The organism is Paenibacillus sp. J5C2022 (assembly GCF_025567625.1).
Classification (GTDB): domain Bacteria; phylum Bacillota; class Bacilli; order Paenibacillales; family Paenibacillaceae; genus Pristimantibacillus.
Genome location: NZ_JAOQJC010000004.1, coordinates 145,822 through 160,216, shown reverse-complemented (window position 1 = coordinate 160,216; position 14,395 = coordinate 145,822). Strand labels below are relative to the sequence as shown.

Here is a 14,395-nt window from a genome sequence, read left to right as displayed (position 1 = left end):
CGGCGGAATACTGCCGCTCCTTTGGCTTGTCTATTCCCCTGGCTTCGTCGTCATCAATTTATACAGCATTGTGTCCCGCGGGAACTGATCGGCGAAGGGAACCAGCGAGTTGCCGATCTTCATCAGTCCGTATCCGGCGTCCACATTGGTGATGTAGGAAAGCTGCAAGTCCGAAATGTTCAGCAGTTCCGCGAGCTCCTTCCGATCTGTGCTGGACTGGTTAAGCATCACGATAAATTCACTATTAGCCAGCATCGTGCGGGCGGTATGGCTTTGCAGCAAATCGTCCACGTTTTGCGTAATGCCCGTACAAAAAGCGCCATACTTTCGGACGCGCTTCCACAAGGCATACAGAAAGTTGGCGCTGTATTCGTGCTGAAACAGCAAATAGATTTCATCAATAAAGATATACGTGTTTTTGCCCTTTACCCGGTTTTGTGTGATACGGTTGAGAATGCTATCCAGTACGACTAGCATCCCGATTGGAAGCAATTGCTTTCCCAAATCCAAAATGTCATAGCTTATCAGCCGATTATGGACATTCACGTTAGTCGGTTGGGCGAAGGTGTTCAGGCTGCCCGACGTGAACAATTCAATGGCCAGCGCGATGTCCTGCGCCTCCGGCTCTGCTTGCCTGAGCAGCTCCGCATGGAAGTCTCGCAGCGTTGGCGGCTCCCCCTTGTATTGGCTCTGTAGGAAGCCTCGATAGACGCTGGCGGTGCAGCGATCGATCAACGATTTCTCCTTTGCCCCGAGCGGATACCCGCCCATTAACTGCTCGCACAGCGACAACACAAACTCGGACTTCAGAATGATCGGATTGGCTCCGTCGCCATACTGCCGGTTCAGATCCATGGCATTAATGTGATTTGGCGAAGTGGCCGAGATATGAATTGTCTCCCCACCTAGCGCCTTCACCAAGGCGGAATATTCCCTTTCCGGGTCAATCAGGATCACATCATCGTCGCTTGCCAGCACCTGATTCACGATTTCCCGCTTTGCTGTGAAGCTTTTGCCTGAGCCGGGTACGCCCAAAATAAAGCTGTTACCGTTCAACAGTTGCTTGCGGCTGGCAAAGATCATGTTTTTGCTGATGACGTTCTGCCCTTGGTAAATGCCGCCAGGATGCATGACCTCTTGGGCCCGAAACGGAATGAAGACTGCCGTGCTTTCGGTCGTGAGCGTCCGCAATGCCTGTACCTTGCGAAGCCCGTATGGCAACACTGTATTCAGACCGTCCATCTGCTGGAAGGTCAGCGGGGCAAGCTGGCACAGATGCTTGCGGGCTGTCGTCAGCAAGGCTTCGGTATCCTGGTCAAGCTGCTCCTTGCTCTCCGCGATATGAACCATGGTGAGCAATCCAAACATCATACGCTGATCCCGCGTTGTCAGGTCATCCAGAAACTCCTTGCTCTCCTTGCGCTGCTGCTCCATATTATATGGAATGACCGCAGAATAGTTGTTGTTGTTATTTTGCCGCCGCTGCCAGTTTGTAATATTGGTTTCCACGCCAAGCAGCCGGTTTTCCACCTCTCGCACCGCCTCATCGGTCGGGATCGGGATAACATCGAGCGACAGCAGCAGGTTTCGGTTCAGGTCGCACAACTCGGCAACCATGCTGTCCTTGATGTAGCTGGCATATTCCCGCAGGAAGATCACGCGTCCGTAGAATCGTCCCATCCGAAAATGATCCCGCTCAAACTCCAGCGTATCCGGACAAATGTAATCCTTGAAGTCATGCCCCTTGCGCATCGTTTCCGATAAATCGAACCGAAAGCTGCCCTCTTCGCCTATTCGGTAAAAATCATGCAGCCTGCGCAAGCGATCCGTCGCATGGAGCTCCGTGCATTTGGAGCCGAGCCGTGTAAAATGCCCGGACAACTCGGCACCTATTCGTGCAAAATATTGCCGTGCTTCCTCTATATTCTTTTTTACAACGGAGACGGTAATATACTTCTCCTGATACGTTTCATTGGCACCAGTCGCTTTGTCAAGCAGCATGCAGTTATATTCCTCCCGATACGGGTCTAACCCGTCTTCCCGCAACGGGATCAGAATCGAATCGGCCAAGTCCGTCCGGTTCAGTCGCCGATTGTTGATCGTAATTTTCGTCGTTGCTCCGCTATCCAACGAATTAAGCAGTTCTCCATAAGCGAGGAACATCGCTTCCTTGTCCTCTCGTGAGGCCACGGCATAATTAATATCTTCAAAGCGAAACGACTTGGAAAACTTATTGCCAACCAAAAAAATCCCGTCCGGCCATATGGCTCGAATCGGGATCGCTTGCTGAACACCCTTGGGAACGACAAACCGCTCCTTGTCTTGGCTTAGGATGCGCTTGAGCGTTTTAATCATCGCGTCTCCTCCAGTCCGCGCTGCCGCAGCTTCACCCGCAACGCTTCAACATAATGGTTGGTTGAATGGAAGACGAGCCGCTTCGGCATCAGAAACTCCGATTTGATATACGCCCATAACAACTGCTCTGCGGTCATGCCGTGATACTGAATGAAGCCCAACGCAGCGCAGGGAACAGCCCCCAGGATGCACATCCAACTCACCGTTTCGATGCCCACGTGACTGCGCAAGCCAAAGTATAGACCAATCGCCGCGCCTATTGCCAGAACAGAAAAAAAGAACTGCCGCAAGGACAGTCCAAAGAATAAGCTTTCCGTATATGCTCGGATCTCCCGATTAATTTTGATCTCCATATGCATCCTCCTAATTCTGCTGCCATAGAACAGAGTTACCCATCCAAAGGTTCCTCCTCATCCTGCCAGATCGAGGGGGACAGCAGCGCAACAGCGAGTTGAATGCCATCCTGCATGCCTCTCAAATACAGCTTCTCATTCATCATGGCAAGCATCAAGTTATGCCGATCCTCCCATTCCGAAAAGGCCGGTGATTGCTTCAGATCAACCCCAGCAAACAACGCCTGAAAGGCTTGCTCTTCCTCTTTCCGTATTTGCTCCAATTCGGGATGATAGGCTACCTTCGATGATACCTTGTCCAATCTCTTTTGAATGATTTGCCTGAACCATGCCGGAAACTCCATATTCGCGCTCCCCCTCACCTTACTCCACTACCTCTCCTGCTGCTTCTGTATATGCTTTATCCGCTGGTAACGAATCACGAGCTGATCTACCTTCTGACTGAGTTCCTGCATTTCCTGATGCTCGGCTAACGAATGGGACTGCTCCATCAGGCGCCTTCCTAGTTCATTCATTCGCTGACGCTCCGCTTCCAGCTCTCGCTCCAAGTCCTTCATCGCGATTACCTCCTGTCTGAGAGCCGATCCATTCCAGTACCATTACCGCCTTTATCAGATACATAAAATGGTACTTACGAACCGCACATCTGTCAAACATACAATTTAATTCATAAAAATGTACATTTAACATATAAGACCATAGAGAGTGGGAAGCGTACTACTTGATCATCCCGGCAAAACGCCCCTATAACCCCATCATCTCTCGCACAACACGATCTGCCATTTTGACAACACCAACCAGTACGAGCATATTAAAGATTAGTTCACCAATGTAGGTCCAAATCATCGTTACAGCCCCAGTTCCATCCGCAACGGCAGGGGGCGCTTCGGCAAACGCTGCATAAATGATGCAGGCCAGCACGATGATGGCACCCTCCAGGCATGCCGCCGCATATCCCTTGAGGAAGGAGGTTCCGATGCTTTGGCTCGGCTCCCCCGCGTAAGCCGATAACGGAACCGGCGCAATCGCGGTATACAAATAGATACGGAAAAATCGGCCATAGACAGATAGAATCATAATAAACGACAGTACGGTAATAAACAGGCTGCCTAGCAAGGATACAATCCACAACGGGATACTCTCCCAAAACCCGACGTCCTCAATCGCCTGTGAAATCGTACCCGGCAGGCTGATCCCTTCCATCGCCCCAAAGCCGGAGTTCCCCATAATGGTCGATATGACGCCTTGTACGATGGTGAACAGCCCCATCATCAGCTCCAACCCGTAGGTCACAACCGCCTTGGCGAGAATAAAGCGAATAAACAGCTTGACGGCCAGCTCGGGCCGCTTGATTTCAGCAAAATTGCCCGCCGTCTTCATCACGCCGACCACGAAAAACAGCACCAGCAGCGCAAGCCCGGTCGCCTGCAGCGCACCGTGAATATCCGTTACCACCTGCCAGATCACACCACCCTTAAACTCGGCTGGCGACTGTGTGACAAGCTGCCAAATCTCGTTCATCTTGTCGTTCCAGGTGTTCAACGCGTTCTCCAGATTTTCTTCGACCCAACTGTTTTTCGACATGCTCTCACCCTTTAGTCCAGAAGGGGAGTAGCGTGCACTCCCCTCCGGCGTGATCGGTTATCCCGCAATTAAAGCTAGAATTTCCTTCGTAAACGTAATAATGATGCCACCCGCCAAGGTTAAAAATCCGTTTGCTCGTTGGGACGGGTCATGCGACTTGAGCGACAAGCCGATCTGAACGATGCCGAAACCCAAAATGATCATCCCAACCGCCCTGATCAGGCCAAAAATGAAATCAGAGAAGTTATTGACCGTCTCCATCGGATCACCTGCGGCATAGGCCGTCGAAGCCCAAACCATTCCGAGTGCAAGCATCATGCCGAACGTCAGCAACCCTTGCGTTTTACGCTTCAATGCCGATCATCTCCTTGTAAAAGTAACTCTTCTAGCTCGCTCTCTGACAGCAATTCATAGTCGCCTTGCTCATGCAGCACTACCGTTGTCCAGTCCACAGCGTGCTCCGCGTCTCCGTGACGATAGGCTTCTCCATGGCCGTCCAGCGTCAATGAAACGTTGGGATGACGAAGCACGTTATACTTTTCATCCAGCACTGGCCGTTCGCCGCGGATAAACAAAATGGCATAACGGTTGTCCAACAGCCGAACCTCGTCCGGCGTCAGCAGCTCCCGACCTGTTTGCTGATAATTGATCGAATAACTGCCATTGCGTCCTCTGCTGAGTCCATACGTATTCGTGTCCAGCGTCTCCTTGCCCAGAAGCTCCGACACATACTTATGCGTGGATTGCTCATTGCCGCCGAGATACAGGAACAGGTCGCAGTTGCCGACAATCGATTCCCATTCGTCCTTGTACAATGCCTTGAGCTGGGCCAAATTTTGCAGGATGATGGACACCGAAATTTCCCGGCTGCGCATGGTCGAGAGCAGCTTGTCGAACTCTGTTGGCAACGCGACGTTCGCAAACTCGTCCATCACGAAATGGACATGAACGGGCAAACGCCCCCCATGCCGGTAATCGGCTTCATACATCAAGCTCTGGAACAACTGCGTGTACAGCATGCCAACGATAAAATTGAAGCTGCTGTCGTTATCGGGAATGACGGCGAAAAGCGCGGTCCTTTTCGTGCCCATAGCGGACAAGTCCAGTTCATCCACCACGCTCATGCCCGCAATGGTGGGCAAATTGAATTTTTCCAGCCGTACTCCGAGACCGATGAGGATGGACTTGGCCGTCTTGCCTGCTGCCAGCTTGAAAATGTTGTATTGCTTAACCGCCAAATGCTCTGGCTCCCGCATGGCCAGCCGCTCGAAAAGTTCATCCAGCGGACTTTGATACGTTTCATCTTCTTCGCGAACCTCCGCTGCGGCGATCATCTCCATCACCATGGGGAAATTTTGCTCCTCCGGTGGTGCTTCGTAGAGCAGGTACAGTACAAGTGCCTCCAGCAGTGCTGTTTCGGACCGCTCCCAAAACGGATCATTCGTATTGCTTCCCTTCGGTGTCGTGTTGCGAATGAGGTTCGTTACCAGCTTGAGTACATCCTTGTCGTCCTGCAGGTATGCAAAGGAATTGTAGCCGTGCGACAGATGCGGATTAATGAGATCCAGCACCTTGATGTCGTAGCCTTCTATGCGGAGCAAGCCGCCGGTATCCCGCAATATTTCACCCTTGGGATCGAGCACCACAAACGACGTTGCGGCCTGCATCACATTCGGCTTGGCATAGAAGCGCGTTTTCCCAGCCCCCGAGCCGCCGACCACCAGCACATTTAAATTCCGTCGATGCTTACGCCCGTCCAATCCAATTCGAACGCGATTCGTCAGGATTTTGTTTCGCTCCGGCTTTTTACTTCGGTATGTGGCATTGAGCTGCTTTGCCTTTCCCCAGCGGGCACTGCCATGCTCCTCGCGCCTGCGATAATTGCGCAGCGAGGACATATACACACCTATACAGACGGCATAAGCCAGCGTAAAGAGCAGCAGGCTGCGAGGTGTATCAGCCATCCAGCGGATTCGTAAGGGATGCTCCATTGCCATGCTTAGCTGCATCAGCAACGCGGGCAAACCTTCCGATAGAGCAGGGGCAGCATGCAGCGCCAGCCAGATGACCGGCAATAAAAAAACCGCAACGAGTATAAGCTGACTCGTTGCGGAATTAGCGCGCCGCATGCTGGCCCCGATGCTTCGCTTTTCGATAAGGGGCATCAATCGTTTTCAGCAGCAGATCGTCCACGGCATCTGTCGGCCGCCGCTCCCCAATCAATCCGTTGCGCAGATTGTTCAAGGCATTGATGACAATACCATGCTCGTAATGATCCAAGCTAAGAATACGCTCGTCCCCTTTCATTGGCCTTCCTCCCACGTCATCGAAATGGTCATTTGCCAGGCATAGCGTTAACGAGCCGTGTCACTGCGACTCGGTTGCTGCTGCCGCAATTGGCCTAGCAGGTGGTACATCCGGCTATTCATCGTGTGGGCTGTGTCCCGAATGACAGATAGCTCCGCACGAATCTGTAGAGGCTCCAGTCCTTTCAGCCTTTCAACAGCACGGTTAAAGCGAAATCCCGATGTCTTCACGCCAAACTGCTTGCTCAGCATATAAGCAACGCAGTACGCTTGGGACTGGTGATCCGAGCGACTGTAGTCGGCCTTGCCCTGATCCATTTCCGCATGTGCCAGTTCCTGCGCAAGCGAACGAAAAATATCACTGGCCGACAGCCCGCGCCGAATCACAATCTGGCGGACATCCGGCTGATACAGAGCATGCATGCCCTCTGGCAAGGCGTCGCCCATCTGAATCGGAACCGGAGAGCGATGCATGAGCGCCTTGATCCGGGTTCGTTCATCCGGTGGAGGCGGCAGCTCCGGTTTCTCTCCGATAACTTGGGAAACGTCAAACATTTTTTTTGGATTGTAGCTCACCGCTGTGCTGCCGTCCTCCCGTTTGTATGTCTCGCCCGGCTCCAAAATATAGAAGCCCGTTTCTTTCCGACGAATGTGGAAACCCATTGCCTTCCAGCCTTCAAAATCGGCAATCCGCGTTGCCTCCGGTCGTTGTGCCCAAATGAGCAGTGCATTAGAAACACTGTACCTGCCAAAACGGCTTTGCACATCCAAATATTGTTGAAGCTGTTCGCCGGTTTGCATAACTTCAACCGTCGTAGCATCAATGGTGTCATATGTCCATTGGCGAAGCTCCTGTTTCTTCTGCACCCACGCCTCCTTGTCGAAGGGTTGTGAAGCTGCCGTCATCGGTGGCGTTTCCTGACGGAACAAGTCATCCCATTCGCTCACTTGGCTTTCCCCCTCTTCCGATTGCTGCGGTTCGGCGTCTCGACCGGAGCATTCACGGCAACAGGCGCCTTGCCCCTCCCTTTTCGCTTCGGCAAGCCCGGTTCCCGTTCTTTCTGCTGTTGCTGACGCTGCTTCTCAGCGGCGCGGTTTTCTTCCCGAATCTCCCGTAGCAATTGCCGCACAGACACCTTCTGCTTCGGCTGTTCAAGGATTGTTTCGGATGCCACGCTGTGCGCGGAGGTAGGCACGGACGGAGAGAGGGGCTCCGGTTGGTTCTGGCTCTCGGATTGGCGGGACAGGGGGAGATACTCGGGCTCCTCCACTTCGGCCAGCGGCTCCTCGTGTACCGGCTGCTCGCCTTCCGGCACTTCGTTTTCCGGCTCCACCCCCTCCGGCGGTTCCTGCTTTCCCAGCAGTTCGTCCAAAAACTCCTCGCTGATTACCGGTGAGGTAGCTTCCTGCTCCTTGGTTACAGGCTCGTGTTCCTCCGGTGTCGCGGCTTCCATCGCACGTTCGGCTTCCAGGCTATCCGGCAGCTTTTCCTGACGGGCTTGTTCAATTTCCTGCTTGATGCTGGCCGTATCCACGGTAGCCAACTGGAAGCGCTCAACGATCCTGTTAATCTTGGAGGCGTCCTCGGCGCGCACCATCACATCGCACAGGCCATCCACATTCTTTTTATCGCGCAACGCGCAGTACAGGACGCCATAACGCTTCGCTTCCTTGCAGAAGGTGGGCAAGTCCTCATTCCGCACTGCGAATACCTTTAGCTCCTTCCCACTACGGAGCAGATTTTCAAGCCGCGTTCGGCCCCGCGTCTGTTTTTGCCCTTGCAGCACCGCGAACAAATAGACGGCGAGATGCTTTGCGCCTTCACCGGATATTTTCGCCATCACTTCAATCCCGCGCAGACTCATGCTGACGACCTGATCGGCCGCCTCGTTTCCGCTCATGGGCTTCTACCTCCTTACGTCTGGATTTTTCTTCATGCTCCTCTTGCTGCTGCAGCTTGTCCTTGATTGTATAGGAACGTGACAAAATGCCCTTGCAAAGCCTCACCTCCTTTCGAAGCTGCGCCAGTTGCCGGGAGTACGAGGCAATCTGCTCCCGGTACGCCGCGATCTGCTCGGGTTGTCGGCAGCGGCGAAGCCGATTGTAGATGACCTTTCGGACGCCGGAAATTTGGTGCACATCAGCTAACAACTGCTGCCAATAGACTGTCAATTGCTCCCGGCTAGAAATGTGCTGTCGGCAAAGCAGCTTGGTTTGTTCGATGATACGAGACAAGTGGTGCAGGTCTTCTCGCAATAAAAAAAACGTCCGCCTTGGGGACGAACGATAGCGGGGCAAAATGCCCAAAACATATAAATAACGAACATACAACGCTTGAAGGCCGGAAAGCTTACGAGTCTTATCAAAATGATTCCTACGAACCAGGACGGCGCGCTTGCGTTGCGGAAGTGGCAGGCGCTTCGCCGTTGTCCTATCCAGAATACGTTGCTTGATTGCTGTCTCTGTGTAGGCTTCACCCAAGCTACGCAGGCGGACAAACCTCGTTTTACCATGCGGGCGGATGGCCAAATGCTTGACATAAGCCTTGATGTCGTAGCCCTTTTCCTGTAACGCAGCATAAAATTGGCTCATCGTTCTGGCCGCCGCTATAGCGGAATCCACGTCCTCGCGAATGACGCCGCGCCATGTCGGCTTTCTTTCCTGATCCGCTCGCCATTCACCGTACTGCATCGCCCTCCCGCGCTCCGGCTGTTCAATGACGGATAAGGCATGCTCACGGCAAAGCTGATCGGAGGTTTGCCGCATCAACGAATAGGACACCTTATTATCGTAATAACGTTTGCCATCCATGAAGGAGACAGAATTAAGGACAAAGTGATTATGCAAATGATCTTTGTCTACGTGGGTGGCGACAACAACTTCAAAGCGTTCCCCCCAAAGCATTTGCGCCAGCTTTACACCAATGGCATGTGCCAGCTCCGGTGTGGTTTCTCCGGGCGCAAAAGATTGGTATCCATGAAAAGCGACGATGCCACCCGTTTTCTGGAATTGCTTCTTGGATCGCTGCATTTGCTCATACGCGCTGCCCGGATCACAATTAATGCCTCTCACATAAAGCTGTCGCTCTGTCTTTGCATTCGAGCCCATGTAGGCAATCGCCTCCTGCAAACCATCCGATTCCCTGCGTCCCTGATCCGTTTTGTCCGGATTGACAGCGTAGTTTAATACACGCTTCAAACGGTCAGTCACATCCCATATCGCTGTCGTAGCCATCTCCCTCTCTCCACGTGGTTTAAGAAGGGGGAGTGTGCGGTTCCGGCGAAGTCACCGCTTCTTGTATACGTTGGACTGCACAGCGCAAAGCATCGGCTTCACGTTGGAAGGAAGCGTGTTCCAGATGACCGGTTACATGCGCCTTTGCTGCAAGCTGGTTTAGATTATTTCCGATGGCGTGAAGCTCGCGCAGCATCGTATAGTAATCCAAAGGCGGCAACGTTTTGGGGACATAGCCGTTAATCAGCGAGCGGAGGTAAGCTTCCCGAGACAGTCCCGACTGCTGCGCATGCTTTTGAAGCTTTCGATCTTCTTCCTGATTGACCCACACCTGAATGCGTAGGCTTCTTTTCCGCATGTGTCGGCTCCTTTCTGAAATGGAGTTAATCCTGAGAACAAGGCATCTTCAAAACGCCCGTTTCTTATACACCCATTTATTCGACAAGCAAATATTACGATCCGCCAGGCGGGGGTATTAGGGGCGAAGCCCCTAACAAGCGAATTTGGGAGACCAAATTCAGTGCTTGCTGCAACTTAGGACAACGTCCAAAGTTGCCTTCGGGGCACCTTCCGGGAAAAAGAGGGGAACTGCAGACAAGCAAAAAGACGCCGTGCGAACAGCGTCTTCGTAGAACCCTCGTCTGATTCAAGATGACTACAACACCTTGCTCAACGTTCCTTTCGATAAATCTGGCGACGCGCCTCGCGCATGACCTGATGATGGTCATAGCGTGTCTTATCGCCTCCAGCTTGCTCCTCTGCCTCCTCCAATGCCGCTTCAATCTTCTCCACATCCCAACTTGTCTCGCATTGCTCCTTGACATCTCCCGGCCGCATTGTTCAATACCCTCCCTTGAAATAGATACTTCTTTATTATTGCGGGTGACAAGTCGGCACGCTATTGTGCCGAAGTACTACCGTGCTGGCAGCTCACGTTGCTTCTTGTACGATATCAAGTCCTCATTTACATCCTTAAGGGCAGGCGGCTCATTCTCCAACGAATAGCTCTGAACCAGTTGCTGCTCAATCATCTCTGCCGCCGCGCGTCCCGGCTCATCATTGTCCAAATGCAGCACCAGCCGCTTGACTTCCGAATGACGCTCCAGATAGGAGTGAAGAGCAGCCGGAAGCGCTGACTCGTTCTTATTCTCTGCGGGGCGATGTATCCCCGCGAGCGACAAAAGATGGACTTGCCGCCAATCCATTCCCCGCAACATGAGCAAAGTACAATAGGACAGAAGATCAATGGCACTCTCAAACAAATGCAATTCAGTGCTGTTCTCTGCTGCAGGAAGCGAGAAGGCATACCGCTTATCGCTGCCTGGCACTTCGCCCATATAGCGGGTGCTTGTCGTTCCGCGAATCGCCGCATAGCGAGGTTCGCCTTGGTGGTCAAAGCCGACAAAAACGGCATTGTGATAGCTCCGGCTTTCATACAGATGTCCTGATGCGAGGCACGTCTCCAGCACCTCACGAGCAATACCCCGCCCGCGCAAATAAGCAACCACGCGATTTGAACTTACATACGCTTCGGGAAGCTCGAACGGGACAGCCTCCTTCTCCTCGGGTTTTGCTTGAGAACCCATAGAAGGAGAGAAGGAGGCCTGCTCATTAATATGAAGCACCGCCTCCGGCAAGGAGATTCCCCGAACCTTAATGAGATAATCCAACGCCGAGCGCCCGCCAAATCCGCGCGACCACCAAAACCACTTGCCGTTGGAAATCTTCAAGCTACTATGACTGCGGGTTGCATAAGCATTTCGTGAGCATTTTACCAATTCATAAGGCTCGACATATTGCAGATACGTCAGCAAGTCCCATTGCTTGGCATTCTCAATCTGTTCTTTGCTTACATAGGCCATCGACTCGCTCCTTTCGATCATCTCATCCCGTTCAGCATTGCAATACTTATCCCCAACGTTACCCACAATTCATACACAAGCTGAAATGAATGCAAATAAGCCTGTTACCGGTCGGCAACAGACTTGTCAAGCTCAGTATTTGTTATTTCATAAGCTACAATGCCCCCATTTTTTTCAGGTAGGCATAGCAATCCGCATGCCCTTGCCAATATAACGCCATGCGTTCCATTCGTACTGTCTCATCCAGCGTCTTTTGAACCTCCAGCCACGCTCGATAGTCCTGATCGCTGGGAAAAACACCGGCATCGCCATCCATCACACTCTTGATAAACGGATGCTGCACTTGAATCGCAACTCTCCGCTGAACCCACATCATATAAGCTTCTTCACAGCGCAAGCGCCGGGTGATTTCGTCTTCCAAATCGTCAAAGCTTTGCTCCAGCCGCTGCCTGCATTCCTTTCCCATGCGCGCTCCCTCCCCTAACCAACATACCTGATTCGGGCAGAGCGCGCGAACATGCCCTTTGAGCGGGGCAATGGATCATTTCATTGAGAAAGCTTCGCAGCGTATAACCTGGCTATGCCAGCTTATTCAGCGCTCCTGTCGGTTCATTTTCCTTCGCTCCGGCAACTCCGGCTCATCATCGCCCACGTTTGTGTCTACGGCCTCGTTCTCCCGTTTCTCCATATTCAGCAATACATTCAACTCCGCCAGCCGCGCCGACTTCTCCTGCAACTCCTGCTCCTGCTTGAAGGGTGCTGCAATCTCAGCCTTCGCCGTTTCCATCTGCTTGAGGAGCGTGGCCAGTTGATCGTGGCAGTAGGCAAGCTTCTCCGGCAGCGCTATAAGCGCATTGTTCAACCGAGTCAAATTGCCGCTGGCGTCGGCTCCAAGCGAGACGCTATGCCCCAGTGCGCCGCGCAAGGTCACTTTGTATTCCTTATTGAAGCTGTCAAATGAAAGCCACAGCGAAAAGCCCTGGTAATGGCCGACCTCCTGCGGATCGGAAGAAGTCATTCCCTTGCAAGCTTCCAACAGCGCCGCGCCTGCCGATGCGCGTTCCTTGTACGTAAAGTCCTTGATCGTCATTCCGGCAAAGAGCGCTTCGTCACCGTCTATCTTTTTAGCATCCTGACGCTCATACAAGGCCACATCCTGCATATACCCGGTAATTCGCTCCTCCGTGGACTTGATTTGCTGCGGCAGCAGCTTGAGCAGCCGATCCTCCAACGCATAACGCTGGCTCAGATGATTGGCCTTGAGCAGCTTGAGCTTGGACACCTGAATGTCTAAATCCATCTTCTCTTTTATATACGGGTTACCGGTCGCCAGCGCCTTTACCTCAGCATAGGAGAGCGCCGCTTCATCGATGTCTTCCGCAGAGCGAACCGGCGATTTGCTCGTCATAATTTGCGAGATAAAGCGCTGTTTGTTTTCAAGCGTCTGATACAGGTACGCATCGAACGTATTTTCCGTCACATATCGGTAAATATAGGCTTCGCTATTTTGGTTTCCTTGACGAATCACCCGACCCAAACGCTGCTCCAAATCGCGCGGTCTCCAAGGGCAGTCGAGGTCATGAATGGCGACCAGTTTCGTTTGCACATTTGTGCCGGCTCCCATTTTGAACGTCGATCCCAGCAAAACGCGAACCTGACCCGCCCGCACCTTGCCAAACAGCTCCTTCTTCTGCGTATCCGTATTGGCATCGTGGATATAGGCGACCTCCGTCACCGGAACACCCTTCTCCAGCAGTTTGCGCTTGATCTCATCATAGACATTGAACGTGCCATCCGCCTTCGGGGTGGACAAATCGCAAAATACCAGTTGCGTAAGCCGCTGCTGCTGCCCCTCCTGCCAATGCCGGTAAATGTTATTCGCGCATGCGCTAATCTTGCTGCCCTCGTCATCCGGTAGCAGTGGATTCGCCAGCCGCTGATCAAGCGCCAGCTTGCGCCCGTCATTCGTAATGAGCAGCATATTGTCCTCATGCGGCTCAACCGCCTTGGCCCGAACCTGCTCCGCTCGGCGGGCAAGATCGGCAACCATATCGCGCTGAAACTCGCTCGGTGGGACAGCCACATTATGAAAATGCGCCCTCGGGACCGGGAGCTGGAGCATATCTGCAGTCTGGATATCGGCCACTTCCTTGAACATGCTCATCAGCTCAGGCAGGTTATAAAAGCGGGCAAAGCGCGTTTTCGCCTGATAGCCTGTTCCTGCCGGAGCCAGTTCAATTGCCGTGACGGTTTCGCCAAACGTGGACGCCCAGGAATCGAAATGCTGCAAGCCATGCTTTTGCAGGCTTTTATATTGCAAATAGCGCTGCATCGTATACATTTCCGTAATGGAGTTAGAGATCGGCGTCCCCGTTGCAAAGATGATGCCACGCCTTCCGGTCAACTCGTCCAGATAGCGGCACTTCATGAACATGTCCGATGACTTCTGCGCTTCGGTTTGCGACAGCCCCGCGACATTGCGCATTTTGGTGTACAGGAACAATAGTGATAGGTAACTTTTTGAAATGATCGCTAAGTTTTCCCCCACTTCACACCGTGCGTGCACCTTTCAGCGCACACGGCGTTCCATCAATTCAACTTACTCTCCTTCATCGGATTTCAACAGAAGTATGTCCTCACGGATCATACTCTGCTTACAAATTTCACTGGAGTTTTTGCCTGTATTTCTCAATCTTCTTTA

Annotated in this window: 16 protein-coding genes; all 16 read right to left on the bottom strand. The window is 52.7% G+C overall.

What is annotated here, in order from left to right; all coding sequences use genetic code 11:
- Window positions 1-30: 30 nt before the first annotated feature.
- A complete protein-coding gene (locus tag M6D81_RS04880; protein ID WP_262675702.1) occupies window positions 31-2,355 on the bottom strand; it encodes a VirB4-like conjugal transfer ATPase, CD1110 family in 2,325 nt (774 codons plus the stop codon).
- Complete coding sequence (locus tag M6D81_RS04875; RefSeq protein ID WP_262675701.1) at window positions 2,352-2,708, bottom strand: PrgI family protein; 357 nt, start codon at window positions 2,706-2,708, stop codon at window positions 2,352-2,354. Before M6D81_RS04875 ends, M6D81_RS04880 begins: the two co-directional genes overlap by 4 nt.
- A 35-nt stretch (window positions 2,709-2,743) precedes the next feature.
- Entirely contained in the window at window positions 2,744-3,052 is a 309-nt protein-coding gene (locus tag M6D81_RS04870) for a hypothetical protein (RefSeq protein WP_262675700.1), read from the bottom strand.
- A gap of 27 nt (window positions 3,053-3,079) precedes the next feature.
- Window positions 3,080-3,265 (bottom strand): Spo0E family sporulation regulatory protein-aspartic acid phosphatase, encoded by a 186-nt coding sequence (locus M6D81_RS04865; RefSeq protein WP_262675699.1) that lies wholly within the window; start codon window positions 3,263-3,265, stop codon window positions 3,080-3,082.
- Between the two features lie 187 nt (window positions 3,266-3,452).
- Complete coding sequence (locus M6D81_RS04860; protein ID WP_262675698.1) at window positions 3,453-4,292, bottom strand: VirB6/TrbL-like conjugal transfer protein, CD1112 family; 840 nt, start codon at window positions 4,290-4,292, stop codon at window positions 3,453-3,455.
- 57 nt (window positions 4,293-4,349) lie between these two features.
- A complete protein-coding gene (locus tag M6D81_RS04855; protein WP_486187830.1) occupies window positions 4,350-4,646 on the bottom strand; it encodes a glutamyl-tRNA amidotransferase in 297 nt (98 codons plus the stop codon).
- Window positions 4,643-6,421, bottom strand: coding sequence for a VirD4-like conjugal transfer protein, CD1115 family (locus tag M6D81_RS04850; RefSeq protein WP_262675697.1), 1,779 nt, complete (start codon window positions 6,419-6,421; stop codon window positions 4,643-4,645). The genes M6D81_RS04855 and M6D81_RS04850 overlap by 4 nt, the downstream gene beginning before the upstream one ends.
- Entirely contained in the window at window positions 6,408-6,599 is a 192-nt protein-coding gene (locus M6D81_RS04845; protein ID WP_262675696.1) for a hypothetical protein, read from the bottom strand. The genes M6D81_RS04850 and M6D81_RS04845 overlap by 14 nt, the downstream gene beginning before the upstream one ends.
- Window positions 6,600-6,646: 47 nt before the next feature.
- Window positions 6,647-7,546 (bottom strand): ArdC-like ssDNA-binding domain-containing protein, encoded by a 900-nt coding sequence (locus M6D81_RS04840; RefSeq protein ID WP_262675695.1) that lies wholly within the window; start codon window positions 7,544-7,546, stop codon window positions 6,647-6,649.
- Window positions 7,543-8,499, bottom strand: coding sequence for a PcfB family protein (locus M6D81_RS04835; protein WP_262675694.1), 957 nt, complete (start codon window positions 8,497-8,499; stop codon window positions 7,543-7,545). The genes M6D81_RS04840 and M6D81_RS04835 overlap by 4 nt, the downstream gene beginning before the upstream one ends.
- Window positions 8,444-9,832, bottom strand: coding sequence for a relaxase/mobilization nuclease domain-containing protein (locus M6D81_RS04830; protein ID WP_262675693.1), 1,389 nt, complete (start codon window positions 9,830-9,832; stop codon window positions 8,444-8,446). The genes M6D81_RS04835 and M6D81_RS04830 overlap by 56 nt, the downstream gene beginning before the upstream one ends.
- A 19-nt stretch (window positions 9,833-9,851) precedes the next feature.
- Window positions 9,852-10,190, bottom strand: a complete 339-nt coding sequence (locus M6D81_RS04825) for a plasmid mobilization protein (RefSeq protein WP_262675692.1) — start codon at window positions 10,188-10,190, stop codon at window positions 9,852-9,854.
- A 311-nt stretch (window positions 10,191-10,501) separates the two neighbouring features.
- The gene (locus M6D81_RS04820; RefSeq protein ID WP_262675691.1) at window positions 10,502-10,669 is read right to left on the bottom strand and encodes a hypothetical protein; all 168 of its coding nucleotides are present in this window, start codon (window positions 10,667-10,669) and stop codon (window positions 10,502-10,504) included.
- 77 nt (window positions 10,670-10,746) lie between these two features.
- Entirely contained in the window at window positions 10,747-11,694 is a 948-nt protein-coding gene (locus tag M6D81_RS04815; protein WP_262675690.1) for a DUF3991 and TOPRIM domain-containing protein, read from the bottom strand.
- Between the two features lie 154 nt (window positions 11,695-11,848).
- Window positions 11,849-12,160 carry a hypothetical protein gene (locus tag M6D81_RS04810; protein ID WP_262675689.1) on the bottom strand — a complete coding sequence of 104 codons (312 nt, stop codon included), beginning with the start codon at window positions 12,158-12,160 and terminating at the stop codon, window positions 11,849-11,851.
- A gap of 126 nt (window positions 12,161-12,286) precedes the next feature.
- Entirely contained in the window at window positions 12,287-14,242 is a 1,956-nt protein-coding gene (locus M6D81_RS04805) for a helicase-related protein (protein WP_262675688.1), read from the bottom strand.
- Window positions 14,243-14,395 lie beyond the last annotated feature (153 nt).